Source organism: Leifsonia sp. LS1 (genome assembly GCF_020521355.1).
Lineage (GTDB): Bacteria > Actinomycetota > Actinomycetes > Actinomycetales > Microbacteriaceae > Leifsonia.
This window is the reverse complement of record NZ_BPER01000005.1, coordinates 50,892-74,178: the sequence shown is the minus strand read 5'-3', so window position 1 is coordinate 74,178 and position 23,287 is coordinate 50,892. Positions and strand designations below refer to the sequence as shown.

21 protein-coding genes and 1 tRNA gene are annotated in these 23,287 nt (G+C 71.1%); 9 read left to right on the top strand and 13 right to left on the bottom strand.

The features are described 5' to 3' along the window. Window positions 1-136: 136 nt before the first annotated feature. Window positions 137-3,280: an endo-1,4-beta-xylanase gene (locus LLS1_RS10540; RefSeq protein WP_226655366.1), complete on the bottom strand. Its 3,144-nt coding sequence runs from the start codon at window positions 3,278-3,280 to the stop codon at window positions 137-139. A gap of 242 nt (window positions 3,281-3,522) precedes the next feature. Between LLS1_RS10540 and LLS1_RS10535 the strand changes: the two genes are divergently transcribed. Beyond that, window positions 3,523-5,040 (top strand): alpha-N-arabinofuranosidase, encoded by a 1,518-nt coding sequence (locus tag LLS1_RS10535; RefSeq protein ID WP_226655364.1) that lies wholly within the window; start codon window positions 3,523-3,525, stop codon window positions 5,038-5,040. A gap of 30 nt (window positions 5,041-5,070) precedes the next feature. On the opposite strand, the gene LLS1_RS10530 is transcribed toward LLS1_RS10535, so the two are convergent. From LLS1_RS10530 to galU, 5 genes are all read right to left on the bottom strand, one after another. Next, entirely contained in the window at window positions 5,071-5,682 is a 612-nt protein-coding gene (locus LLS1_RS10530; RefSeq protein WP_226655363.1) for a GyrI-like domain-containing protein, read from the bottom strand. Between the two features lie 94 nt (window positions 5,683-5,776). After that, window positions 5,777-5,852: transfer RNA gene (locus tag LLS1_RS10525), tRNA-Ala, on the bottom strand. 58 nt (window positions 5,853-5,910) lie between these two features. After that, entirely contained in the window at window positions 5,911-6,990 is a 1,080-nt protein-coding gene (locus LLS1_RS10520) for a hypothetical protein (protein ID WP_226655361.1), read from the bottom strand. A 55-nt stretch (window positions 6,991-7,045) separates the two neighbouring features. Next, window positions 7,046-7,714, bottom strand: coding sequence for a GNAT family N-acetyltransferase (locus LLS1_RS10515; protein WP_226655359.1), 669 nt, complete (start codon window positions 7,712-7,714; stop codon window positions 7,046-7,048). Window positions 7,715-7,776: 62 nt separating this feature from the next. Next, a complete protein-coding gene (gene galU, locus LLS1_RS10510) occupies window positions 7,777-8,730 on the bottom strand; it encodes a UTP--glucose-1-phosphate uridylyltransferase GalU (RefSeq protein ID WP_226655357.1) in 954 nt (317 codons plus the stop codon). 59 nt (window positions 8,731-8,789) lie between these two features. Between galU and LLS1_RS10505 the strand changes: the two genes are divergently transcribed. Genes LLS1_RS10505 through mscL form a run of 3 tightly spaced genes read left to right on the top strand, consistent with a single transcriptional unit; the run spans window position 8,790 to window position 10,183 of the window. Beyond that, entirely contained in the window at window positions 8,790-9,374 is a 585-nt protein-coding gene (locus LLS1_RS10505; protein ID WP_223357613.1) for a 5-formyltetrahydrofolate cyclo-ligase, read from the top strand. Between the two features lie 40 nt (window positions 9,375-9,414). After that, window positions 9,415-9,702, top strand: a complete 288-nt coding sequence (locus LLS1_RS10500) for an FmdB family zinc ribbon protein (RefSeq protein WP_226655355.1) — start codon at window positions 9,415-9,417, stop codon at window positions 9,700-9,702. A gap of 43 nt (window positions 9,703-9,745) precedes the next feature. After that, on the top strand, window positions 9,746-10,183 hold the full coding sequence (mscL, locus tag LLS1_RS10495; protein ID WP_223357615.1) for a large conductance mechanosensitive channel protein MscL: 438 nt from the start codon (window positions 9,746-9,748) through the stop codon (window positions 10,181-10,183). 49 nt (window positions 10,184-10,232) lie between these two features. Here mscL and LLS1_RS10490 read toward each other — a convergent pair whose 3' ends face one another. The 4 genes from LLS1_RS10490 to LLS1_RS10475 form a co-directional block, all read right to left on the bottom strand. After that, window positions 10,233-10,406, bottom strand: a complete 174-nt coding sequence (locus LLS1_RS10490) for a hypothetical protein (protein WP_226655354.1) — start codon at window positions 10,404-10,406, stop codon at window positions 10,233-10,235. 94 nt (window positions 10,407-10,500) lie between these two features. Next, on the bottom strand, window positions 10,501-14,262 hold the full coding sequence (locus tag LLS1_RS10485) for an AAA family ATPase (protein WP_226655353.1): 3,762 nt from the start codon (window positions 14,260-14,262) through the stop codon (window positions 10,501-10,503). Between the two features lie 9 nt (window positions 14,263-14,271). Then, window positions 14,272-15,609, bottom strand: a complete 1,338-nt coding sequence (locus LLS1_RS10480) for an MFS transporter (RefSeq protein ID WP_226655351.1) — start codon at window positions 15,607-15,609, stop codon at window positions 14,272-14,274. Beyond that, entirely contained in the window at window positions 15,606-16,190 is a 585-nt protein-coding gene (locus LLS1_RS10475; protein WP_226655349.1) for a helix-turn-helix transcriptional regulator, read from the bottom strand. Before LLS1_RS10475 ends, LLS1_RS10480 begins: the two co-directional genes overlap by 4 nt. Before the next feature lie 75 nt (window positions 16,191-16,265). On the opposite strand from LLS1_RS10475, the gene LLS1_RS10470 reads away from it, so the two are divergent. The 3 genes from LLS1_RS10470 (at window position 16,266) to LLS1_RS10460 (ending at window position 19,881) form a co-directional block, all read left to right on the top strand. After that, window positions 16,266-17,711, top strand: coding sequence for an MDR family MFS transporter (locus LLS1_RS10470; protein WP_374758266.1), 1,446 nt, complete (start codon window positions 16,266-16,268; stop codon window positions 17,709-17,711). Window positions 17,712-17,857: 146 nt separating this feature from the next. Next, on the top strand, window positions 17,858-18,613 hold the full coding sequence (locus LLS1_RS10465; protein WP_226655347.1) for a FadR/GntR family transcriptional regulator: 756 nt from the start codon (window positions 17,858-17,860) through the stop codon (window positions 18,611-18,613). An 11-nt stretch (window positions 18,614-18,624) separates the two neighbouring features. Continuing rightward, window positions 18,625-19,881, top strand: coding sequence for an alpha-hydroxy acid oxidase (locus tag LLS1_RS10460; RefSeq protein ID WP_226655345.1), 1,257 nt, complete (start codon window positions 18,625-18,627; stop codon window positions 19,879-19,881). A 24-nt stretch (window positions 19,882-19,905) separates the two neighbouring features. Here LLS1_RS10460 and LLS1_RS10455 read toward each other — a convergent pair whose 3' ends face one another. Together LLS1_RS10455 and LLS1_RS10450 are read right to left on the bottom strand one after the other, a co-directional pair. Then, complete coding sequence (locus LLS1_RS10455) at window positions 19,906-20,529, bottom strand: G5 domain-containing protein (RefSeq protein WP_226655344.1); 624 nt, start codon at window positions 20,527-20,529, stop codon at window positions 19,906-19,908. Between the two features lie 79 nt (window positions 20,530-20,608). Continuing rightward, window positions 20,609-21,235, bottom strand: a complete 627-nt coding sequence (locus LLS1_RS10450; RefSeq protein WP_226655342.1) for a bifunctional 2-polyprenyl-6-hydroxyphenol methylase/3-demethylubiquinol 3-O-methyltransferase UbiG — start codon at window positions 21,233-21,235, stop codon at window positions 20,609-20,611. Between the two features lie 120 nt (window positions 21,236-21,355). Here LLS1_RS10450 and LLS1_RS10445 point away from each other — a divergent pair, with 120 nt between their 5' ends. After that, window positions 21,356-22,261, top strand: a complete 906-nt coding sequence (locus LLS1_RS10445; RefSeq protein WP_226655340.1) for a thioredoxin domain-containing protein — start codon at window positions 21,356-21,358, stop codon at window positions 22,259-22,261. Window positions 22,262-22,385: 124 nt separating this feature from the next. Then, window positions 22,386-22,682: a hypothetical protein gene (locus LLS1_RS10440; RefSeq protein WP_226655339.1), complete on the top strand. Its 297-nt coding sequence runs from the start codon at window positions 22,386-22,388 to the stop codon at window positions 22,680-22,682. Here LLS1_RS10440 and LLS1_RS10435 read toward each other — a convergent pair. Next, a complete protein-coding gene (locus tag LLS1_RS10435) occupies window positions 22,679-23,284 on the bottom strand; it encodes a TetR/AcrR family transcriptional regulator (RefSeq protein WP_226655337.1) in 606 nt (201 codons plus the stop codon). The genes LLS1_RS10440 and LLS1_RS10435 overlap by 4 nt on opposite strands. Between the last annotated feature and the right edge of the window lie 3 nt (window positions 23,285-23,287).

The window sequence follows — 23,287 nt, the reverse complement described above, 5'->3', positions numbered from 1 at the left end:
CTCCATGCTCACGGCACCGTGGAGCGCCCACCTGATCGGTCGTCCGGGAGGTGTGACTCTGCGTCCGGAACGGGCTGGACGCGAGGGGCGCGCCGATGCCGCAGCACCGGCGCGCCCCCGCGTCGATCATCGCCGGTCAGATCGCGCGGCGCCTCCGCAGGACGATCCCCCCGGCGACCAGCAGGGCGAGCCCCACGAGAGCGGCGACGGCGTAGCCGGCCGCGCTCGTCGACCCCGTCGCGGCGAGGTCACCGGATGCGGTGGCCGCCGTGTCGGTGCCGACCGCCCCCGGTACGCCGCCGGCCGCCGGGGCCACCACGGCGAGCGAGGCCGTGGCCGCGGTCGTGTCGCCCAGCCGCGCCTCGAGGAGGTAGTCCCCGGCGAGCGTGGCCTGCGGCACGGTCAGCGTCGCCGCGCCCGAGCCGTCGTCGCCGATCGCCACGCTGCCGAGCAGCCCCCCGGAGTTCGCGGTCGGCCCGGCGATGGCGGCCGCGGCGGCGACGCTCGCCCGCTCGCCGGGCGCGGGAGCCGGCTCGAGCCACACGTCGACGACGTCCCCCGTGGTGAAGCCGGACACCGTGACGTCCACCGTGGACCCGGCCTCGACCGACGGCGCAGCGGGGACGATCGCGGCGTCGGCCGTCTCGGTCTGCTCGACGAGGCGGGCCACGCCCCAGCGGGTGGTGTTGTTCCAGCTCGCGCCGCTGCTGTCCGCCCAGTTGCGGACGCCGACCCGACGCCCGCCGTTCGCATCGTTCACCTGAGCCTCGAAGCCGATGGTCGCGCCCGGTCCGCCCTTTCCGAGAAGGGCGATCGCCGCCTCGACGACGTAGCCGCCGCCGACCACCGTCACCGCCGAGTCGACGCGGGCGGCCTGCGCGGCCGCGTCGCCCGAGCCGAAGCTCTCGGCCCCCGCGGCATTGATCCGCAGTTGCATGTCGTCGGAGGTGTACGCACCGGCCTTGCGGTTCCCGAGGTCCACGAACAGCTCGACCGAGTCCTTCTCGTGTGCGGCGGACGCGCTCGTGTCGATGACGGGATCGGCGACCTCGGCGAGGACGAACAGCGTGTCGCCGTCGCCCGACCAGAGGGTGCGCACCCGTGCAGTGGCGGTTCCCGTTCCTGTCACGGCCTTGTCCGTCGACACCGCGTTGGCGGGCTCCCAGAGCTCGTCGACGACGCCGTCGATCGCCGGGGCGGAGGGCGCCTTCAGCACGTCGACGCTCTGGAGGTCGTCGAGCAGCGCCAGATCTCCGTCGATGCCGCCGGGGTTCCACCCGTGAGCGGCGCCGCCGTCGGTGACGACGATGTTGAACTTCGGGGTGCCTCCCGACGCCAGTGCCGACGCGGGGATGCGGAGCACGGCCTCCCAACCGGTCGCGGTCTCCTTGCGGACGCCTTCGACGTCACCCGACCCGTCCCGCCCGTAGGTGTAGACGCGCCCATCGAGGGTGACATCGATCCCGTCGGCGGCCTCGGGCGTGCGATCGGCGGAGACCACCTTCACCGTCAGATGATCGGCGCTCCAGCGCAGGGCGAAAGAGGTGCCGTCCGCCAGCGCCGTGGGCGCGAGCTGGGCCCAGACGGGGCTGGAGGTCGCCCGGTGGTCGAGCGCGACGTCGCCCCCGTACACGTTCATGGCTTTCGGCTCCGCGGGGATCTCGCCGCCCCGCGCCCCGACGTACGCCCACTTCGCGTTGTAGTAGTCGTCGAAGAGCAGCGGAGCGCCCTCGTAGTATCGCCAGGAGCCCAGGTCGGCGAGGCCCCAGACGGTCACCGAGTAGAGGTCTTTCACCCGGTCGTGCTGCCGGAAGATGTCGAACGCCCGCTTCACGAACGCGCCCTGACGGACGAGGAGGCGCTCGGTGGCCGGGTACCCGGTCGCCACGTCGAACTCGGTGACCGCTTGCACCACCGGCATCGTCTCGAAGGCGGTGAGGGCGGTGTCCAGGTTGGCGACGGGGGTGCTGAGGCTGACGTGGAACTGGTGCCCGACGCCGTCGACGGGCACTCCTCGCTGCAGGAGTCGCTCGACCAGGTCGTGATAGCGGCGGAGCTTGGTCGACGCGCCATCGCCGCCCTCGGTGCCGTACTCGTTGATGAACAGCTTCACCGGACGTGTCGCGGCGGGGTCCGCGTACACATCGTTGAAGGCCTCGTCCGCGAAGCGGAAGGCATCGTCGACGAACGTCTCGCCCAGGATGTTGTACCAGTTGCTCGTTCGCATCCCGTTGCTCGCCGTCGCCGCGGAATCGGCGATGACCTCGTTGACGACATCGAAGGCGGTGAGCGGGTTGCCTGCGGAGCCGAACGGTCCGTACTTGTCCGCGAAGTAGCCGGCCACGCCGTAGATGTGCGCGCGCATCCGCTCGCGCAGGATCTGCTGGTCGTCGGCGGACGAGGTGAGGGCGACTCCCGCGTCGGTGCGGAAGAACCACGCCGGGACCTGGCTGTGCCACACGAGGACGTGGCCGTAGACGCGGCCGTCGGTCCGCCGGGCCCAGTCCATGAGCGCATCCGCTTCGGGGTTCGCGGCGACGAAGCTCTTGTCCGCGGTGTACCACGCCTCCGGCTTCATGTAGTTCTCCGGGGTCACCTGGTTGAAGTGCCGCGTGAGGACATCGCCGGGCTGACCGGTGGTGAAACGCTGGTACGTCGCCGCCCCGATCGGGAAGGGCAGCGCGTCCTTGAGCGGGGCGGTGCCGTCGATGACGGTCCCCCCGGCGCGATAGGCCGTGATGAGCGGGTCGTCGAGCAGGAACGTCACCGTGGGATCCTCGGCCGCGATCACGAGCGTCCCGCCGGTCACGGCGCCGGCCCGGATGTAGTCGCCGCTCAGGCGGGTCCAGCCGTCGGCCGTGACCGTCTGAGCTGTCGCGACGGGGACGACGGCGCCCCCGTCCTCGACGACGTCGATCCTCATGCGCGACGGGCTCGCACCGGCGTCCAGGCGCGCCCAGACGCTGGCGGTGTAGCGCTCGCCCGCCCGCAGGAGCGTGCCGATGGGTGTTCCCACGCCGTGCGAGCTCGCCGTGCGGCCGGTGACCCGGAGGCTCGTCTCGTGGCTGAGCCGCACCGCGTTGTAGGCCGCGACGGCGACACCGGAGCCATAGGCGCTCCACGGAGCGATCCGCCCCTGCTCGAAGTTGGAGAAGAGCACGGTGGTCGGTGCTTCCTCGACGGTGGCCGCCTGAGCGGGGAGGGACAGGGTACTGCTCACCAGAGCCGCGGCCACTGCCGCGGCGAGGGCGAACGCACGCCGTTTCGGGGGTCTCTTCATCGTTGAATGCCTCGCGTTTGTCTGAGAGTTCTGACAGGAAGGGTGGTGCGAGCCGCACGCTAGCGGCATTTGCAGCGTGTTGCAACAATTTTCAAAAACCCCGGAAAACGTTTTCGAAAATGATGGACAGACGACCCGCGTGCTGTGACACTGGCGGTTCGTGCACAGACGCCGAGGCGCCGGCGCGAGCCGCCTGCCGACCCGCCGGAGCTCGTGCCGCCCGGCCGGATGAAGGATGGCAGTTGGTCTCTCACGCCCAGGTCACACTGGACCGCAGCGCGGTCGTCGCCCCCGTCCCCCGCCGCCTGTTCGGCTCGTTCGTCGAGCATCTGGGTCGCTGCGTCTACGACGGGCTCTACGAACCGAGCCACCCCGATGCGGATGCGGACGGCTTCCGCCGCGACGTGATCGCGCTCGTGAAGGAGCTCGGCGTGACGACCGTCCGCTACCCCGGAGGCAACTTCGTCTCGGGCTACCGGTGGGAGGACGGGATCGGCCCTCGCGAGACGCGCCCTGTCCGGCGCGATCTCGCGTGGCATTCCCTCGAGTCGAACCAGGTCGGGATCGACGAGTTCGCGCGCTGGTGCGCCGCGACGGGTTCGGAGCTGATGATGGCCGTCAACCTCGGCACCCGCGGGATCGCCGAGGCCCTCGACCTCCTGGAGTACGCGAACCAGCCCGCGGAGACGGCGCTCAGCGACCTCCGTGCCGCCAACGGCGCCGTCGAGCCGTACGACATCCGCATGTGGTGTCTCGGCAACGAGATGGACGGCCCGTGGCAGCTCGGCCATCTGACGGCCGAGGAGTACGGTGCCCTCGCCGCGCGCACGGCATCCGCGATGAAGATGGCCGACAAAGACCTCGAGCTCGTCGTCTGCGGCTCGTCCGGCTCGGCCATGCCCACGTTCGGAGAGTGGGAGCGGGTGGTGCTGGAGCGGGCGTACGACCACGTGGACTACATCAGCTGCCACGCCTACTACCAGGAGCGCGGCGGTGATCTCGGGTCCTTCCTCGCCTCGTCGCTCGACATGCAGTTCTTCATCGACACGGTCACGACGACGGCCGATCAGGTCAAGCGGCGGCGGCGGAGCTCGAAGACCATCGACGTCTCGTTCGACGAGTGGAACATCTGGTATCTCGACGAGCACCAGTCGCTCACCGACGTGTCGGACACCTGGGAGTTCGCGCCGCACCTCCTGGAGGACGTCTACTCCGTGGCGGATGCCGTCGTGCTCGGCAACCTGCTCATCACCCTCCTCGGCAACACCGACCGGGTGACGTCGGCCAGTCTCGCGCAGCTGGTCAACGTCATCGCCCCCATCCGGACCGAACCGGGCGGTATCGCCTGGCGGCAGACCACGTTCTTCCCGTTCGCGACGACGAGTCGGCTCGCTCGCGGGGTCGTTCTGCGCCCGACGGTCACCTGCGCCACCTACGAGACCGCGGTCTACGGCGACGCGGCGGTGGTGGACGCGGTGGCCACGCTGGACGAGGAGTCCGGGAGCGCCGCGGTCTTCCTCGTCAATCGCAGCCTGACCGAGCCGATCGTCGCCACGATCGACGCCCGGAGCCTCGGGGTCAGCGCGATACGGGAGACCGCGATGCTCCACGACGCGGATCCGAATGCCACGAACTCCCCCGCCGATCCGGCGCGCGTCGCCCTCCGGCCCAACCCGTCCGCGTCGGTCGAGGACGGGCTGATCACCGTGACGCTCCCGCCCGTGTCGTGGACGGCCGTCGCGCTGACGCTCGGCGACTGACCTCGTTCGCTCGGACGCCCCGCGGCGTCCTCAGCCCCGCAGCACGGGTTGCCGCAGCAGCGTCCGCAGCTTCTCGGGTGCGACGCGTCGGGCGTCGCTGAGGTAGACCTCGTGGTGCTTCCCCGTCATCCGGAGGCCGGACTCCGGGATGAACGTGTCGTGCATCCGTTCGAGGGTCGCCGCCTCGTCGTCGTAGGGGCCGAGGTGGAGGGTCTGCACGCAGGTCCCCTCGTCCAGCTCCTCCACCCGCAGGAGGTCGAGCGCGGGAGCCTTCCTGGCGGCGGCTGTGGCGCGGGCGGCGTCGACGAGGTCGTCCGTGATCCAGTCCGGCACCAGGATCATCACCGTCCAGTCCCAGGCGGATTTGTCGCGGGAGGACGTGAACGCGGCCATCGACTCGGCCCACCAGAGCGCTTCGAGCGGCGGGACGACGTAGTCGCGGTCGAGGCCGTCCTTGCTCGCGAACTTCAGCGCGTAGGCCACCGGGTAGAGCGTCGCCACGGCATCCGCGTACGCCGCGGACGTGTTCGGGTCGCCCTGGCCGTCGATCATGAGGTAACGCTGCGGCGGGACCTCGATGATGCGGAACGTGCCCGCCTGCGCCCGATACCGGTCGAGCGTCTTCACGAAGTCGGTCTTCATCGAGCCCTCTCCCGGATCGCCGTCTGCTCCAGCATGGCGTATCGGGCTCCCACGCAGAAGGGCCGCTCTGGCGAGCGGCCCTTCTGCGGTGTTCTGGTGGAGCTAAGGAGATTCGAACTCCTGACCTCTTCGATGCGAACGAAGCGCGCTACCAACTGCGCCATAGCCCCGGGGAACTGCTCTGAAAGCCTAGCATCCCATCCGCTCCGAGCCGAAATCGAGCGCCGCTCAGCTCGCCGCGCGGCGCCGGCGGAGCACCGCGTCGAGATCGATCGCTCCGTCGGACGCGGGATCGACGATGCCCATGCTCGCGTAGCGGCTCGGGACGGGCTCGGGGATCGGTCGAACCGGGGCGACCGCCTGCACGGAGGAGGCCGGAACCTCCTCCGTCACCGCGGCGGGGCGCAGTGGCACCGGCGGCGCGACCGGCGCGAGCTCGGAGGCCTTGCGGTCGAACTCGGCGCGCGCTGCGGAGCGCCGCAGCTCGGTGGCGGCGTCGACCGACGCCATCGCCGCTGCGGCGATGGTCCCGGGCGAGAGGTGGAGAGGCTTCGGGAGGGGCCGCGGTGTCCAGCTCTGGCGCAGACGCTCCTGGACCGGCAGCTCGTCGTGCTGAGCGTCGTCGTAGAGAGCCGGTGCGGCCGGGATGGTGACGGCGCGCGCGGGAGCGGCGGGAGCCTCCTGCGGGTGCGCGAGGCGCCCCAGCATCCCGAGCGCGGCGACGGAGACCGCGGCCGACAGCGCGGGAACCAGCCAGGCCCCGGTGGACAGCATGACACCGGTGCCCACGACGACGCCGATCACGCCGACGACGAGCACGAGGGTGCTGAGCGCGCGGGCGCGACGGAGACGGCGACGGCGCTGCGGCGAGAGCATCGGGCGGCTGCTCTCGGCCGCGATGGCGCGGGCGCGCTGGGCGGCGGCGGCGCGGGAGGCGCGCTCGACGGCGATCGCAGCCTCGGCGGCGCGCTCGGCCTCCTCGGCGGCGAGCCGGCGCTCCTCGGCGATCGCCTGCTCGCGACGCGCGTGGGCCGCTGCCTCGGCGCGTGCCTCGACGAGCTGGCGCTGCTCGGCCCGGCGCAGCACGCGCTGCTGCTCCGCGACCGTGCGGGCCGTGGCCTCCATGCGGACCTCGTCGGGCAGCTCGCTCGTCTCCGCGAGGATGCGGAGGGTCTGCTGCAGTCGTACGGCGTTGCGCTCGGTGGCGAGATACTCGCGGCGTCGGAGCCAGACCGGGATCAGATAGGCCAGCCAGAGGACCGCCGCGATGGCGACGACCACCCCTCCGCCCATCACATCCCCGTTCATGTCTCTACGCTAGGGGGCCGCGGGCGTGCGGGCGGGGCAGCGGGCCGGGCGTGTCTCAGCGAATCCGGGCGATCGGCAGCGGGAGTGCCGCCGCCGCGAGGTCCTCGGCGGTGACGGTCGCCGCATCCGGAGGCACCGCGCCGTCGCGCCAGCGCCGCAGCACGCCCTGCGTCAGCTCCTCCGAGACGAGCCCGAAGCAGAAGTGGTCCCGCCAATCGCCGTTGATGTGGATGTACCGACGACGGAGGCCCTCGTAGCGGAAGCCGAGCTTCTGCACCACGCGCAGGCTCGGCTTGTTCTCCGGGCGGATGCAGATCTCCATCCGGTGCAGGCCCAGCTGGTAGAAGCAGTAGTCGGTGGCGAGGGCGACGGCCGTCGGCGTCACGTCGCGACCGGCGAACTCCTCCGCCACCCAGTAGCCGATCGTCGCGCTCGACAGGGAGCCGTACGCGATCGACGACACGTTGAGCTGTCCGGCGAGCGCACCCTCGTACTCGACGATGAAGGGCAGCCCGTGCCCGGCGCGCGCGTTGGCGAGCAGGGAACGGATGCTCGCCCGGGTGTCGAACGACCCCGGCGAGTAGGGGCTGGTCGCCTCCCACTGCCGCAGCCAGCCGCGGTTGTCGAGCAGGGACCGCTCGAGCGCGCGCGCGTCGCGCAGGCGGATGGGGCGCAACCCCACCGGCCCCTCACCGAGCGTGGGGACGACGATCGCCACGGGCATCTCCTTCGTGCGGGCTACTGTTCAGTTGCGTTCGAGGGCGGATGACGGGAGGGGCGTCGCCCTCAGGCCGTCGGCTCGCCCACGGGCTCGGCGGGCATCTCCTCGACGACCTCCTCGGGGGCGTCGTCCAGCCCCTTCGCGAAGTCGCGCAGCCACGGGCGCAGCTCGGGGCCGAGGTCCTCGCGGTCGGAGGCGAGCTGCACGATCGCCTTGATGTAGTCGAGACGATCGCCGGTGTCGTAGCGGCGCCCGCGGAACACGACGCCGTAGACCCCTCCGGTCCAGTCGGGGGCGTGGGCCATCGACTGCAGCGCGTCGGTCAGCTGGATCTCGTTGCCGCGGCCCGGCTCGGTGCGCTCCAGCACGTCGAAGACCTCGGGGCGGAGGATGTATCGGCCGATGATGGCGTAGTTGGAGGGCGCGTCCTCCTTGTTCGGCTTCTCCACGAGGCCGGTGATGCGGACGACGTCGTCCTGGTCCGTCTCCTCGACGGCGGCGGCGCCGTACAGGTGGATGCTGTCGGGGTCGACCTCCATCAGGGCGACGACCGTGGTGTTGTGCTCGTGCTGCACCTCGAGCATGCGCTTGAGGAGCGGGTCGCGGGAGTCGATGATGTCGTCGCCGAGGAGCACGGCGAACGGCTCGCGGCCGACGTGCATCTTGGCGCGCAGCACGGCGTGGCCGAGGCCCTTCGGGTCGCCCTGGCGCACGTAGTGCATGTCGGCGAGGGCGGTCGAGTAGTTGACCTTCTCGAGACGGTCCGTGTCGCCCTTCGCCTTGAGCGTGTCCTCCAGCTCGGCGTTGCGGTCGAAGTGGTTCTCGAGCGCGTTCTTGTTGCGGCCCGTGATCATCAGGACGTCGTGGAGGCCGGCGTCGACCGCCTCCTCGACCACGTACTGGATGGCCGGCTTGTCGACGACCGGGAGCATCTCCTTCGGCATCGCCTTGGTGGCGGGCAGGAATCGGGTGCCGAGACCGGCCGCGGGGATGACTGCTTTGGTGACGTGGTTAGCCATGCCGCCTACAGTATCCGCATTTCCTCCGGCGTCACGGCCCCATCTTCTAGGATTGCGCCATGGACTCTGACACTGCCGCCCATCGCAAACGCGCCCTGCGCGCGGAACTGCGGGAGCGACGACAGAACCTCACGACCACCGAACGGGCCGCAGCGACGGCCGGTCTCACCCGGCACCTCGTCGACCTGACCACCGACCTGAACGCGCGATCGGTCGCCTGCTTCCTCTCCACCACGATCGAGCCGGACACCCGCCCCTTCCTCAACTGGGCGCACGCGCAGGGGCTGCGGGTGCTGCTGCCGATCTCCCGCGCGGACGGACTCCTCGACTGGACCACGGGCGACGGCGAGACCGAGACGGAGGGCCTGTTCGGGATGCCCGAAGCCGTCGGAGAGCTGCTCGGCCCGATCGCCATCAACGACGTCGACCTCATCATCGTGCCGGCCGCCGCGGTCGACGCCTCGGGTATGCGATTGGGCTGGGGACGCGGCTATTTCGACAAGACGCTCGGCAGCATGGAAAAATGTCCCCCGGTGTACGCCGTCCTGTTCGACGGCGAGCTGGTGGACGAGGTGCCGCGCGAGCGGCACGACCAGCCGGTCGACGGAGTCGTCACCCCGACCCGCATCGTCCAGTTCACCTGACGCACCCGCACTCGGACGCACCTGTACTCAACGGAGCCTCATGCCCACCTACTCCTACGCCTGCCGTGACTGCGGCCACGCCTTCGACATCCAGCAGGCCTTCACCGACGACGCCCTGACGGTGTGCCCGAACTGCGGCGGGAACCTGCGCAAGGTGTTCGGCGCCGTCGGCGTCACGTTCAACGGCTCCGGCTTCTACCGGACGGATTCGCGTGGTACGAAGAGTTCGGGAGTGTCGGGAGGCTCGTCGACCGGCGGCGGCTCGTCGACCGGCGGCGGCTCGTCGACCGGCGGCGGCTCGTCGTCCTCCAGCGGCTCCTCCTCCTAGGCTCCGCGCGACCTGTGCACCACCCCTGGCGAAAGGACCGACCATGATCAAAGGCTTCAAAGAGTTCATCCTCCGCGGGAACGTGATCGATCTGGCCGTCGCCGTGGTCATCGGCGCCGCGTTCACGGCCGTCGTCAACTCCATCGTCGGCAACATCTTCAACCCGCTGATCAGCGCCATCTTCAAGGCCGACACACTGGACAATGCGCTCGACGTCCCCGTCGGCGACGCGACGATCAAGTTCGGGGCCGTCGTCGGCGCGATCATCAGCTTCGTGATCGTCGCCGCGGTCGTCTACTTCGTCTTCGTCTACCCGCTCAACCTGGTCAAGGAGCGCGCCGAGCGCCTCCGCAAGAAGGGCGTCGTCGAGCCCGACGCGCCCATCACCGAGCTCGACCTGCTCACCGAGATCCGCGACCTCCTGCAGACGCAGCAGGCGCCGCCGCAGGCCACCGGCAAGCACTCCGACCCGCAGGCCTGACCGCTCGCTGTCCTATGCGACCCGGGGGCCTGACTGCACGGGCTCCGCGTCAGTAGTGCGGCGGGACGTCCCGCCGCAGCTGCTCGTCGTTCGACCCGAACGACGGCACATGGTCCGAGTCCTCCCCCGCTCCCTCGTTCCGCACCTGCGGAGTCGGGTCGGCTCCGGGTGCGCCGGGGCGCTGCACCCGCCGGTGCCGACGCTCGGGACGGGGCTCGTTCATCCCTCCAGCGTAGCCGCCGCCACGGCCGCGAGACGGCGCGAAGTGCACGCAGAACACGCGAGACGGCGCAGAGTCCGCCGTCTCGGCGGCCGGCCTAGGCCGGGAGCGTGATCGGGGCCGTCTCGGTCCCGGGCTCAGCCGCGCCGATGAGGCGGGCGATGCGGGATGCGACGGCGTCCGGGTCCGCGAAGAGCTCGAAGCTGTGCACGCGGAGGTAGTGCCAGCCGAGGCGGCGGAGCACATCGGGGCGCAGGCGGAGCGATTCGCGCAGGCTGCCGGAGTGGACGTCCTCGTCGGTCTCGACGACGACCGCCCGGCCCTCGTGCGAAGCGATGAGGGTGAGCTTGCCGCGATAGCCCAGGTGCACGTCGAGGCCGCGCCGGGCGAGGCGCTTGGCGAGATCGATGATCATCGGGTCCGCGTCGGGGCTGAGGTGCTCGGGCGCCGCGGCCTGGAGCTGGTCGGCCTCCCCCAGCACCTGCGCGAGCGCGGCGATGCCGTGCCGCATGCGGGTCTCGTCGATGTCGTCGGGCGAGAAGCAGGACACGATGTCCATCCCGCGGCGGGCGCGCGTCATGCCGATGGCGAGAAGGCGGTCGCCGCCCGGCTCGGCGAGGGCGCCGAAGTTCGAGAGCAGGCGCCCGTGCGGGGTGCGTCCGTAGCCGATCGAGAAGATCACGCGGTCGCGGCTCTGCCCGACGGACTGGTCGAGCGTGACGACCGAGAACGGCTCGGCGCGGTCGCCCAGGATGAAGTCGGCGAGGTCGGTGCGCTTGGCGAAGGCCGCCAGCACCGCCTGGTTGACCCGGACGGCGTGCCGATCGCTCGCCGAGATGACCATCAGCGACTCGCGCGGGCGCTCGATCGCGTGCTGGAGCACCAGCTCGACGACCTTCGCGACTTCCGCGTCCGTGCTCTCCACCGCTCCCGTGTCGCTGTCGGGCATGCCCTGACCGCCGGAGACGTAGTGCAAGGCGAGGCTGCCGTGGCCGAGGTAGGTGCCCGCCCAGGGCAGCGAGTCGATCATGCCGCCGTAGAAACGACGGTTGACGAGCTCCGCGAGGTCTTCGCCTCCGGCGCGGTAGCTGCGCTTGAGCGTGTAGACCGGCAACAGCTCGGCGAGACGGGCCAGGGCGGAGTCGGCGTGCATCGCGTCGACGTCGTCGGGGACGCCATCGAAGGACGTGCCGTACTCGTGCACCCCGATGTCGAAGCGCGACGGCGTCTGCGTGACGGGGTCGCCGAACGCGACCAGCTGCTTGGCGCGACGCAGCACCGGGATGTTCTCGGCGAGCGTGGAGGCGCCGGCGTCCACCAGCACCACGGTGTCGAAGGCGAGGTCGGGTCCGAGCTCGGGCACCTCGTACGGCGAGATCAGCCACACCGGCGCCAGCGGCCGCGACAGGTGCGGCGCCGCCGCCTCGAGGGCGGACGCGGTGGGGTGTCCGGCCTTCAGCAGCCGCTTGAGCGCCGTGGCCTCGTCCGGCCAGTCGACGATGCCGATCTTCCAGGTCTCGGCCATCAGCCAGGCGAGCTGCTTGCCCGTGGCGGAGGCGTGCGCCTCGTCGACGAGACGGAAGTCGGCTTCCAGACGGTCGAGCACACCGGTGTTGGCGTTCAGGAGGGCACGGTCGGCGGCGAGCAGCGACTCCAGCACCGACTGCCACCAGGCGAGCTCCAGCTCGGCGCTGACCTGCGACTCGGGCACGTGGCGCACCGACAGGTCCTGGATGAGCGGGTCGAGGTCCAGGTCGCGCAGCTGTCCCAGGAGGGCGGTGCGCTCCTGGAGGTTGGCGAGCACCTCCGACTCGGCCGCGAGCCCAGCGATCTGGCGCGTGAGCACCTCGATCGGCAGGGCGGCCAGCGACTGCGGCGCGCCGGTGCGGCGCAGCGGGATGTCCAGGCGGGCGAGGTCTTCCGCGACGCGCTGGTAGGCGACCTGCACGTCGGCGATGCCCACCGGGACCTCGGGAACGACGCCGGCGACGGCGAAGCGGTTCCACAGGATGCGCTGCTGCTGGATGCGGCGCAGGCTCTCGTTGAGGTCGGTGACATGCACGCCGGGGCGCACGTACTCGAGCGCCAGCTTGCGCAGCCGACGGCGGTTGGCGCCTGTCATCGTGGCCGACTCCCGGCGCGACGCGGTCGCGGCGATGAGCTCGGCGAGCGAGCGGTCGAACACGGCCGGTGTGAAGCGGTCGAGGGTCTCGCGGATGTCGAGCAGCAGCCGCAGGTACACGCCGAGCTCGGCGATCGACTCGAACGGACGCATCCGCGTCTGGCCGATGAGCGCGCCAGCGCGGTCGATCAGGCGCGGCAGCTCGGCGCGGTTGAGCTTCTTGGCGAGGTCGTGGGCGGCCTTGCCCTCCTCCGTGGTCGTGAACGACGCGCCGTACCAGGGCGAGTCGTCGGGACCATAGCGGAACTCCCCGAGTCGCGCGGCACGGATCAGGGCGTCCGCCGACGCGTCGCGGTCGACCGCGAGCGCTTCGATGGACGTGCGGCCGAGCCGGGCGGTGGTCGACGGCGGCGACGGGAGCAGGGAGAGACGGGAGAGCTCGCGCAGGGCGTCGAGCACCGAGACCTTGAGCACGGGGTCGCGGCGGCCGAGCGCCGAGCGGTAGTCGAGTAGCACCTTGCGGAGGCGCACGAGTGCCTCGTCCACGTCGGTGACACGCGGCTGCGTCGCCTTCTCGTTGCGGCCGATGGACTGGATGAGGTCGCGGCGCAGCGTGCGCGGCGTCACGGCGAGGCCCGGGAGGCCGACGCGGGTGAGGCGCTGCGCGATGTCGTCGAGGCTCGACCGGCGCGGGCTGACCACCAGCACGCGCTTGTGCTGGGAGACGAGGGCGCCGATCGCGTTGACGACCGTCTGGGTCCCTCCCGTTCCGGGGAGGGTCTTGACGACGAGGGAGTTGCCTGCCGCGATCTGCTCGACCACGGCCTCCTGCTCCTCGTCGGCGTCGAGCAGGAGCGTGTCGGTGGCCGGCGGCCGCTCGTCCTGGGGGATGTGCTCCACCGGGTTGAAGGCGCTCTCGATCGTCGTCCGCGCGGACGGGTTGCCCGCGAGCGCATTGAGCAGGGTCGTGTCGAGATCCTCGGCCTCCGCTCGCAGGGCGGGGGCGACGTCGGCGAAGGACGACACCACGAGGCGGGGCTGCACGTTGAACCAGGGCAGATGCGAGGTGAGGCCGCGCAGCCGGTCGATCACGGGCTGCGGTTTGAAGACGCCGTTGGTGAGCGCGAGGGCGACGAACGCGTTCGCGTCGAGGGTGATCTGGAACTGCTCGGCGAGGGCGCGAGACAGCTCCGGGTTGAGGAAGGGCTGCCCCTTCAGCTTCAGCTCGAAGTCACGGCCGTAGCGGCGGATCGCCAGCGGTCGCAGCAGGATGGGCGCGGTCAGCTCATCGCCGCCGTGCCGCCACTGCGCCAGGCCGATCGCCAGATGCACCGACTCGATTCCGCGCACGGTGCGCAGCTCGATGCCCTTGGTGGTGATCGCGTTCGCCGCGGCGCGCGCGGTGCGCAGCGCGAGCTCGTCGCGGATCAGACTGGAGAGCAGGGTGCTCTTGCCCGTGATGAACTGCGGGAGTCCGCCCGGGTGCGTCGTGCTCAGCTCGATGCGCGCCCGCGGGCTGTCCTCGAAGTGCAGGAGCGGGGAGACGCCGCCGATGGACGCGATCTCGTCCTGCCAGCGCTTCCGCACCGGGTCGGCGATGTTGCCGGCCACCAGGCCCGGATCCCCCAGGCTCAGCTGGTGCGGCGCGGTCGAGTTCGCGACCGGGTGCAGGGCGTCGTCGTCCGCGAGGCGGGACCCGTCCAGGTCCTCCTCGTTCTTCCTATCCAGTCGCCACACACGGACACCCTACGTGCGATTACCGGAAACACCCGGCATCCCGGGCGGGTTTCGCGGCAAAACGGGGGTGGGGGGTCGCAGCGCCAGCAGCGCGATCACCCCGCACGCCAGATACAGCGCCGCCTGTCCGTCGAGGATCGTGACCACGTCGAACCGTTCGGCGAGGAGGCCGCCCGCCAGGAGGCCGACGCCCTGAGCCGCGCCCGCGACCGTGGTCATCGCGGCGATGACCCGGCCGAGCGCGTGCGGCGGCGTCGCGGTCTGGACCAGTGTGATCTCGCCGGTCGCCGTCGCCACCGCGGGGATGCCCATCGCGATGAAGAGCCCAGCATAGACCCCGAGGACGGTCGTGAACGGCGCGAGGTTCCAGGTCAGCAGCGAGAGGAGACCGAACACCAGGTAGCCGGCCCCGACCAGAGCCCGCGGGGCGAGCCGTCGCACCAGCATGCCGGAGAGGAGGCCGCCGAGCACGCCGCCGATCGCCTGGACGCCGCGCAGGAGGCCGACTCCCGCATCCCCGGCGCCGAGGTCTTGCGTGACGTAGACGATGAAGAGGACCAGGAAGAGGCCCTGCGAGACGCTCCCGAGCGCGGTGACGGCGGCGAGGGTCCGCAGCGTGCCGGAGCGGCCGATCAGGGCGAGCCCCTCCCGCCATTCGCGCAGCAGGCGGCGCTCGACCGCCGCCGGGGCCTCCTCTGCGGCCGGGTTCGTGCGTGGGGAGCGGGGCGTGCGCCGCATGAAGGCGACGAGCGCGGCCGTGACGAGGAACGTCGCCGCATCGGCGACGACGACGCCCGGCAGGCCGCCCGCGGCGAACGCGATCCCGCCGAGCGGGGAGCCGACGAGACGCGCGATGCTGTCGCTCACCGCGATGAGGGCATTGCCGCGGGCGAGCTGATCCGGCTCGACGAGGCTCGGGACGAGCGCCTGGCGCGCGGGGTTGATCACGGCGCCGAGACACGCCTCCACCGCGGCGACCGTGTAGACGATCCACATCCGGTCGGCGGAGGCGGCGAGCAGCGGGAGCAGCGCGACGGCCTGCAGCAGCGCCGTGACGATGATGGTGCGGCGGCGGTCCCAGCGGTCGACGAGCACGCCCAGGAAGGTGCCGAGCAGCAGCATCGGCACGAGTTCGACGAGGAAGACGGTCGACGCGCCGAGGGCGGAGCCGGTCGCGGCGAAGGCGAACAGCGGCAGCGCGATCATCAGCAGCCAGTCGCCGGTGTCGGAGACGAGGCCGGCCGACCAGATCAGCGCATAGTCGCGGCGGAGCAGCGGCGACCGCGAGGCAGGAGGGCGCGGGGAGGTCGACTGCTCGGGCGAGGTCGCCTGGTCACGGGAGGTCATGAGGCGTCCGGGTGACGGAACGCTGCGAGGTGCAAGGCGACGACGTCGCTTCCCTCGGGCGGATCGGCGCGGGTCAGCCCGATGTACGGCCGGATGAGGGCGTCCAGCTTCGTGCCGAGCTCCTTCAGCTCGGCGGGCGTCAGGCGGAGCGCGTAGCCGGACAGCATGCTCGCGTCGCGCCACTCCTCCGGCTGATCGTCCCGCTGCGCCAAAGCGCGGTGTGCCAGTTCGGCCTGATCGTCGATCTGCCGGTCGGCGAGAAGGCGCTCCGCGGTGTCGGCGCCCAGCCGGAAGCCCGGGTCGTCGGTGCGCCCGAACGAGAGCCCGGTGGCCGTGGACTGCCACGGCCGTTCGCGACCGTCGTCGGCCTCCGCCGGCTCCACCAGCCCGAACTTGGCGAGGGAGCGAAGGTGATAGCTGCAGTTGGAGGCCGTGGAGCCGACGGTCTCCGCGCACTCGCTCGCGGTGCGCGGGCCGAACGCCATCAGGTGATCGAGCAGCGCGAGCCGCAGCGGGTGCGCGAGGGCGCGCAGGGCACGCGGGTCGGTGACGGTGCGGCGCTCCGGCGATCTGAAAGACATGTTTCAGATTGTCCACTGCCGCTTCTTTCACGTCAAGACGGGAATGGACGAAGCCTCCGTGCGTTGTTCACACGTGTGAACAATCCCACCCACGCGAGTGTCGGCTTCCGGTCCGAGCGCGGCCCCGTCCTGATCGCCCTCATGCTGACGACAGGACTCGTCGCGATCGACTCCACGATCCTGGCGACCGCCGTGCCGTCGATCGTCACCGACCTGGGCGGGTTCTCGCAGTTCCCCTGGCTCTTCTCGGTCTACCTGCTGGCACAGGCCGTCTCGGTCCCCGTGTATGCGAAGCTCGCCGACACCGTCGGCCGCAAGCCCCTGGTCCTCATCGGGATCGGGCTCTTCCTGCTCGGCTCGATCCTGTGCGGCTTTGCCTGGTCGATGCCCGCGCTCATCCTGTTCCGCGTCATCCAGGGCCTCGGTGCGGGGGCCATCCAGCCGATCGCGATCACCATCGCCGGCGACATCTACACGATCACCGAGCGTGCGAAGGTCCAGGGCTACCTCGCCAGCGTCTGGGCGATCTCCTCGGTCGTCGGCCCGACCCTCGGCGGAGTCTTCTCGCAGTTCGTCTCGTGGCGGTGGATCTTCTTCGTCAACATCCCGCTGTGCCTCCTGGCCGCGTGGATGCTCGCGCGCAACTTCCACGAGAACATCGAGCGCCGGCCGCACCGCATCGACTACGCGGGCGCCGCGCTGCTGACCGTCGGAATGAGCCTCCTCATCCTCGCAGTGCTCGAGGGGGGCCAGGCCTGGGCATGGAATTCGGTGTGGAGCATCGGCGCCTTCGTCGTCGGCGGGCTGCTGCTCATGGCTTTCCTGCTGGTGGAGCGGCGGGCGGCCGAGCCGATCCTGCCGCTCTGGGTGTTCTCGCGACGGCTGCTCGTGACCACGACCCTGATCTCCCTCGGCATCGGCGCCATCCTGATCGGCCTCACCTCGTACGTCCCCACGTACCTGGAGACCACCACCGGCGCTTCCCCGCTGATCGCCGGGCTCGCCGTCGCCGCCCTGACCCTGGGCTGGCCGATCGCGGCGAGCCTCTCCGGCCGGTTCTACCTGCGGATCGGGTTCCGCAGCACGGCGCTGCTCGGCACCTCCATCGCCATCGTCGGCGCGATCGCGCTCGCCGCGACCTCCGTGCACCCGAGCGTCGCGTTCGTCGCGATCAGCTGCTTCGTGGTCGGGCTCGGGATGGGCCTGGTCGCGACCCCGACCCTCATCGCCGCGCAGTCGAGCGTCGCGTGGAACGAACGCGGCGTGGTGACCGGAACCAACATGTTCTCGCGTTCGATCGGCAGCTCGGTCGGCGTCGCCGTGTTCGGCGCGATCGCGAACGCCATCATCGCCTCCTCCGCCGGCGGCGACCACGACCCGGGAACGGTGCAGGCGGCGTCCACCGCGGTGTTCGTCGCCGTGGCGATCGCGGCCGCCCTCACCATCGTCGCCGGCCTCGCGATGCCGCGCTCCCGGGTCGAGGACGTCGAGCTCGGCCACCAGCCTGCCACCGCCGAGTAGCCCGCGCGCGCCCCTCCATCGAGGCGGCGAATAGTGGGCCGTCTCGCACCGAGACGGCCCGCTATTCGCCGCCTCGATGCATGCGGGCGGCTCGCAGAGTGCGTGCTAGTGTGGTCTGACCATATGGTCGGACCACAGGAGGGGCGATGACCGCGGAGCCGCGGGCGTGGGAGGGCGTGCTCGCCCACATCGAGGCGCGCCTCGTCGACGGACGGCTCCGGCCGGGCGACCACCTCCCCGCGGAGCGGGCGCTGTCCGCCGAGCTCGGCGTGGGCCGTTCGAGCGTGCGCGAGGCCATCCGCGTGCTGGAGGCGATGGGTCTCGTCCGCACCCAGACCGGCTCGGGACCGACCTCCGGCGCGATCATCGTCGCGCGGCCCGTCGGCGGCATGCAGGCGCTCATGCGGCTCCAGGTCGCGGCCAGCGGCTTCCCCGTCGCCGATGTCGTCCGCACGCGACTGCTACTCGAGACCGCCGTCGCCGACGAGCTCGCCGAGCGCCCCGGCGCGGTCGGCCTCGCCGATGCCGGGCAGCTGCTCGATGCGATGGACGACCCGGCGCTCACGCCGCAGGAGTTCCTCGCGCTCGACGCGCAGTTCCACCTCGCGCTCGCCGACGCCTCGGGCAACACCGTCGTCGCGGCGACGATGGCCGGCCTCCGCACCTCCATCGAGGGCTACGTGCTCGCCGGCCTCGCCCGCATCACCGACTGGGAGGCCATGGCCGCCCGCCTGCGGGCCGAGCACCGCGCGGTGGTCGAGGCGATCGGAGCAGGCGATGCCGCAGCGGCGCGCACGCGCGTCCACGCGCACATCAGCGGCTACTACCGCGACGCCTTCCCGTCCGCCCCCGACTCCGAACCCGCCATCGCCACCGCCACCGCCACCCACGAATCCAGATAGGCAGCCCGCACATGGTCACCCGCCAGTTCCCCCAGCCCGCCGAGCTCCTCGAGCTGATGAAGTTCAAGAAGCCGGAGCTCGACGCGAAGAAGCGCCGCCTGCAGGGCGCACTCACGATCGAGGACCTGCAGCGCATCGCCAAGCGCCGCACCCCGAAGGCCGCCTTCGACTACACCGAGGGCGCCGCGGAGGGCGAGCTCTCGCTGGCCCGCGCCCGTCAGGCGTTCCAGGACATCGAGTTCCACCCGTCGATCCTGAAGGACGTGTCGGTCGTCGACACCTCGTGCGAGATCTGGGGCGGCCCCTCCGCCCTCCCGTTCGGCATCGCACCGACCGGCTTCACGCGCCTGATGCAGACCGAGGGCGAGGTCGCTGGCGCCGGAGCCGCCGGTGCGGCGGGCATCCCGTTCACCCTCTCCACGCTCGGCACGACGTCCATCGAGAACGTGAAGGCGGCCAATCCGACCGGCCGCAACTGGTTCCAGCTCTACGTCATGCGCCAACGCGAGATCTCGTACGAGCTCGTGCGCCGGGCCGCCGCGGCCGGATTCGACACCCTGTTCTTCACCGTGGACACGCCGGTCGCCGGCGCGCGCCTGCGCGACAAGCGCAACGGCTTCTCGATCCCGCCGCAGCTCACGCTCGGCACGATCGTCAACGCCATCCCGCGCCCGTGGTGGTGGTACGACTTCCTCACGACGCCCAAGCTGGAGTTCGCGTCGCTGTCGTCGACCGGCGGCACCGTCGGCGACCTGCTCGACGCCGCGATGGACCCGTCGATCAGTTTCGACGACCTGAAGATCATCCGCGACCTGTTCCCGGGCAAGATCGTCGTCAAAGGCGTGCAGAACGTCGAGGACTCCGCCAAGCTGGTCGATCTCGGCGTCGACGGCATCGTGCTCTCGAACCACGGCGGCCGGCAGCTCGACCGCGCGCCCATCCCGTTCCACCTCCTGCCCAAGGTGGTGCAGGAGGTCGGCCACCACACCGAGGTCGCGATCGACACCGGCATCATGAACGGCGCCGACATCGTCGCCGCGTACGCGCTCGGCGCCAAGTTCACCCTCATCGGCCGCGCGTACCTGTACGGCCTGATGGCGGGAGGCCGCGCGGGCGTCGACCGCACCATCCGCATCCTGTCCGACCAGATCGTCCGCACCATGCAGCTGCTCGAGGTCTCGTCGCTCGCCGAGCTGACGCCGGGGCACGTCACCCAGCTGCAGCGCCTCGTGCCCGTCGGCGCGACCGGCTCGGCCGCCGTCCGCTGAGAGGGGGCGGCGATGGTGCAGCGGCTACTCGCAGCCGACCCCGTCGCCGTCGCGGTCCAGGTCGTAGATGTCCGTCCCGACGACCTGCACCGGCCCGCTGACGTAGGAGGGTCCGTTGCCGCTGCCGCCGGCGCAGTCGACATCCGAGTCGATCGGGACGCAGGCTCCGGAGTAGTTCGGGTCGCAGGTCCCCTGCTGCTGCGGCGGCGGGGCGGCTTCTGCGGCCGGAGCCGGCTGTCGCGTGCCCACACTCGTGACCTGATCGACGGGCGGTGTGGTCACGGTCTCGGAGACGAGGGTGCGCGACGTCTCCGCCCCGTCGACCAGCGTGACGCTGTATCGGCGCGTGGTGACGCCGTCGCGTCCCTCCGTCGTGACCGAGCGGACGCCCACATCGAGGCCGGGGTCGTCGACGGTCGTCGACGCGAACGGGAGGGCGACCTCCACGTCGACGGTGGTCACCTCGATCTGCGGCGTGTGCGGCGCCGAGGCGGTCGGCACCGACACGAATGAGGAGGCGTCGGACTCGGCGACCTCTTCCGGAGCGCGCCCGCCCGCGGCGTAGGCGGACACACCGACCACGAGCGCCAGGGCGGCTGCGGCGGCGGCGATCGGCCAGCCCAGCGAGGTCAGCCTGCGTCGTGTCACGTTCGCTCCTTCGGGTCGTGCTCGCTGCAGTCTGCCGAGTGCGGCCGCGCACGGCAAGGACCCGAACGAGGGGCGGACGCTACGCCGACGGGATCCGGGAGACCATGACGAATTCGTTGTACTGGAAGACCTTGCCCGCCGCGCGCGGCAAGGGGAATGAGTAGTGGCGCTCCGGCCGCACGCCGTTCCTCTCGCTGAGCCGCGCCAGGCCGTCGAAGTCGACGAAGTTGACGTGGGTGGCGTCGCTGCGGTAGCCGACCTCCTGCGGGGTGATGAAGCAGACGCGGCCGCCCGGCTTGATGTACCGGAGGTAGTCCGTCAGGAGCGAGACCGCGAAATCCGCGTCGAGGTGCTCGACCAGGTGCGCGGCGAGCATGGAGTCGAAGGCGCCGGGCACCGCGTACTCGGTCGACGGGAACTCGTCGGAGGTGAACGCCGTCAGGCCGCGCGCCCGCGCGATCTCGATCGACGCCGCGTTGTGGTCGACGCCGACCCCGTTGTTGCCGAGGTGCGCGAGGTTGCGGCCGAGTCCGCAGCCGACGTCCAGCACCCGGCCGAGCCGCAGGCGGCGGATGTTCCAGCGGTACGGCGCCTGCACGTTCAGCGTGCGCCTCCACCACGATCCGTCGAGCCGCCGGAGCCGTTCGGCGTACTCGTCGCCCGCCGTGCCCTCGCCCGTGCCTGCGTCCGGCGTCCCGTCCGCCATCAGCTCACGCCATCGTCTGTTCGCATGGCCCTAGGCTGGCGCCGATGCCACCAGCCCTCTCATAGGTAACTACCCCTACGATCGGTGGAGGAATGTCCGCACTCGGATGGGATGAACTGAATGGCAACGGGTAGAGGGGCCTCCGGCCCGAGCAAACGCGACCGTCGCGAAGAGGCGCGCGAGACCGCGCGCCTCATGCGCGAGGAGGCCGCGAAGAAGGCGAAGCGCCGTAAGGTCATCGTCCAGAGCTCCGTGATCGTCGGTGTGCTCGCGGTGCTCACGGTCGTCGGCCTCGTCATCTACTCGAGCGTCAGCGCCTCGGCCAACGTCGCCAATCCCAAGAACATGATCAGCGGCGGCATCGTGCTCACCCAGGCCGACCAGGCCGTGACCAGCGCCGCGATCACGGGCGGCGACGCCCCGACGCCGACCACGCAGAAGCTGGACGGCAAGACGGCGCACATCCAGATCTGGCTCGACTACCAGTGCCCCTACTGCGACCAGTTCGAGACGACGAACAGCGACCAGATGAAGAAGATGATGGCCGACGGCACCGCGACCCTCGAGATCCACCCGGTCGCCATCCTCGACTCGTCGACGAACAACAAGTACTCGACGCGGTCCGCGGCCGCGGCCGCGTGCGTGGCCAACTACGACCCGGACAAGTTCTTCGACATCAACAGCGCCTTCTTCGCCAACCAGCCGGATGAGCAGACCGGCACCGGACTCACGAACGCCGAGATCCTGAAGCTGTTCAAGGATGCGGGCGTCGAGTCGAAGGCGATCACCGACTGCGTGAACAACCAGACCTACGCGCAGTTCGTCACCAACCGCACCAAGGAGGCGGTCGCCAGCAAGCAGCTCGCGAACCCCACCAGCGGCGGCTTCGGCACGCCGACCGTGTTCGTCAACGGCGAGCGCTACCAGGGCGGCTTCACCGACGCCACCCAGTTCGCCACGTTCGTCGCCACCGCCGTCAAGGACGCCGGTGACAGCGGCTCGGTCACCTTCCCGAAGAAGAGCTGACCGCTCCCGCACCGCTCGAGACGGCGGCCGGCTCTCACGGGCCGGCCGCCTTCTGCGTCGCCGCGTGCGGGTGTAGGTTCGCCGCATCGCACCCACCGCATCCCGCAGCGACAGGAGGCCCCGCATGGACCGCATCCCCGAGGACGGCGTCGAGGACGAGCAGTACGGCGACGGAGACGCCGGCGACACCGCGGGCTGGGTCGATCCCGCCGACGGCGACGTCGACTACGCCGCCGACGACCCCATCGCCGAGGCCGACTTCGCCGACGAGCTCGTCACCACGGACGGCGTCGCCGGCGAGACCGTCTGGGGCAACCCGGCCGGCGACGAGGCCTCCCCGATCGAGGATGAGCACGACCTCCTGGACGACCCCGACGAGGGTGTGCTGACGGAGGAGGACGTGGAGGAGGAAGGGATCTAGGCCGGCCGGCCGGGAACCGGGATCGCCGCGACCACGCCGCGGGCGCTCCGTTCCAGGAAGCCGACGATCTCGTCGGACGAGAGGTCGGTGCCGAGTGCGCTCTCGACGAGGGCCTCCTCGGCGAAGGCCACCCACGAGCGCAGCGCGATGCGCAGCAGCGGAGTGTCGGGCACGCCGAGTTCGAGGAAGGCCGCGACGACGCGGCCGGCCTGTTCCTCCCGCGCCTCCTCCACGACGGCGCGCACCTCGCTGTCGCCGCTCGCCACGCCGCGCACGAGCGAGTAGAACGTGCCGCGGTGCTCGCGCACGAACCGGACGATGCGCTCGAGCGTGTCGTGGAGGCGCTCGAGCGGGGGCAGCTCTGGCACCGGTTCCGTGGCGTGCAGCATGCTGTCGCGGGCGGTGCGGACGACCTCCCGGTGCAAGCCCTGCTTCGAGCCGAAGTAGTGGAAGAGGAGCGCCCGGGAGACCCCGGCGCGCTCGGAGAGGATGTCGATCGTGAGCGCATCCAGCGGCTCTTCGGCCAGGAGGGCGATGCCGAGCGCCACCAACTGGGCACGACGCTCGTCCGGAGTGAGCCGGGTGCGCCGATCGGTGGACATGCT

Bases quoted from the DNA above. Each gene is read 5' to 3' on its own strand.
- LLS1_RS10465 (WP_226655347.1), top strand. From the start codon at position 17,858: ATGACCGCGGAGCCGCGGGCGTGGGAGGGCGTGCTCGCCCACATCGAG.
- LLS1_RS10480 (WP_226655351.1), bottom strand. From the start codon at position 15,609: ATGACCTCCCGTGACCAGGCGACCTCGCCCGAGCAGTCGACCTCCCCG.
- LLS1_RS10540 (WP_226655366.1), bottom strand. From the start codon at position 3,280: ATGAAGAGACCCCCGAAACGGCGTGCGTTCGCCCTCGCCGCGGCAGTG.
- LLS1_RS10515 (WP_226655359.1), bottom strand. From the start codon at position 7,714: ATGCCCGTGGCGATCGTCGTCCCCACGCTCGGTGAGGGGCCGGTGGGG.
- LLS1_RS10460 (WP_226655345.1), top strand. From the start codon at position 18,625: ATGGTCACCCGCCAGTTCCCCCAGCCCGCCGAGCTCCTCGAGCTGATG.
- LLS1_RS10445 (WP_226655340.1), top strand. From the start codon at position 21,356: ATGGCAACGGGTAGAGGGGCCTCCGGCCCGAGCAAACGCGACCGTCGC.
- LLS1_RS10440 (WP_226655339.1), top strand. From the start codon at position 22,386: ATGGACCGCATCCCCGAGGACGGCGTCGAGGACGAGCAGTACGGCGAC.
- mscL (WP_223357615.1), top strand. From the start codon at position 9,746: ATGATCAAAGGCTTCAAAGAGTTCATCCTCCGCGGGAACGTGATCGAT.
- LLS1_RS10520 (WP_226655361.1), bottom strand. From the start codon at position 6,990: ATGAACGGGGATGTGATGGGCGGAGGGGTGGTCGTCGCCATCGCGGCG.
- LLS1_RS10450 (WP_226655342.1), bottom strand. From the start codon at position 21,235: ATGGCGGACGGGACGCCGGACGCAGGCACGGGCGAGGGCACGGCGGGC.
- LLS1_RS10435 (WP_226655337.1), bottom strand. From the start codon at position 23,284: ATGTCCACCGATCGGCGCACCCGGCTCACTCCGGACGAGCGTCGTGCC.
- LLS1_RS10490 (WP_226655354.1), bottom strand. From the start codon at position 10,406: ATGAACGAGCCCCGTCCCGAGCGTCGGCACCGGCGGGTGCAGCGCCCC.
- LLS1_RS10500 (WP_226655355.1), top strand. From the start codon at position 9,415: ATGCCCACCTACTCCTACGCCTGCCGTGACTGCGGCCACGCCTTCGAC.
- LLS1_RS10530 (WP_226655363.1), bottom strand. From the start codon at position 5,682: ATGAAGACCGACTTCGTGAAGACGCTCGACCGGTATCGGGCGCAGGCG.
- LLS1_RS10475 (WP_226655349.1), bottom strand. From the start codon at position 16,190: ATGTCTTTCAGATCGCCGGAGCGCCGCACCGTCACCGACCCGCGTGCC.
- LLS1_RS10505 (WP_223357613.1), top strand. From the start codon at position 8,790: ATGGACTCTGACACTGCCGCCCATCGCAAACGCGCCCTGCGCGCGGAA.
- galU (WP_226655357.1), bottom strand. From the start codon at position 8,730: ATGGCTAACCACGTCACCAAAGCAGTCATCCCCGCGGCCGGTCTCGGC.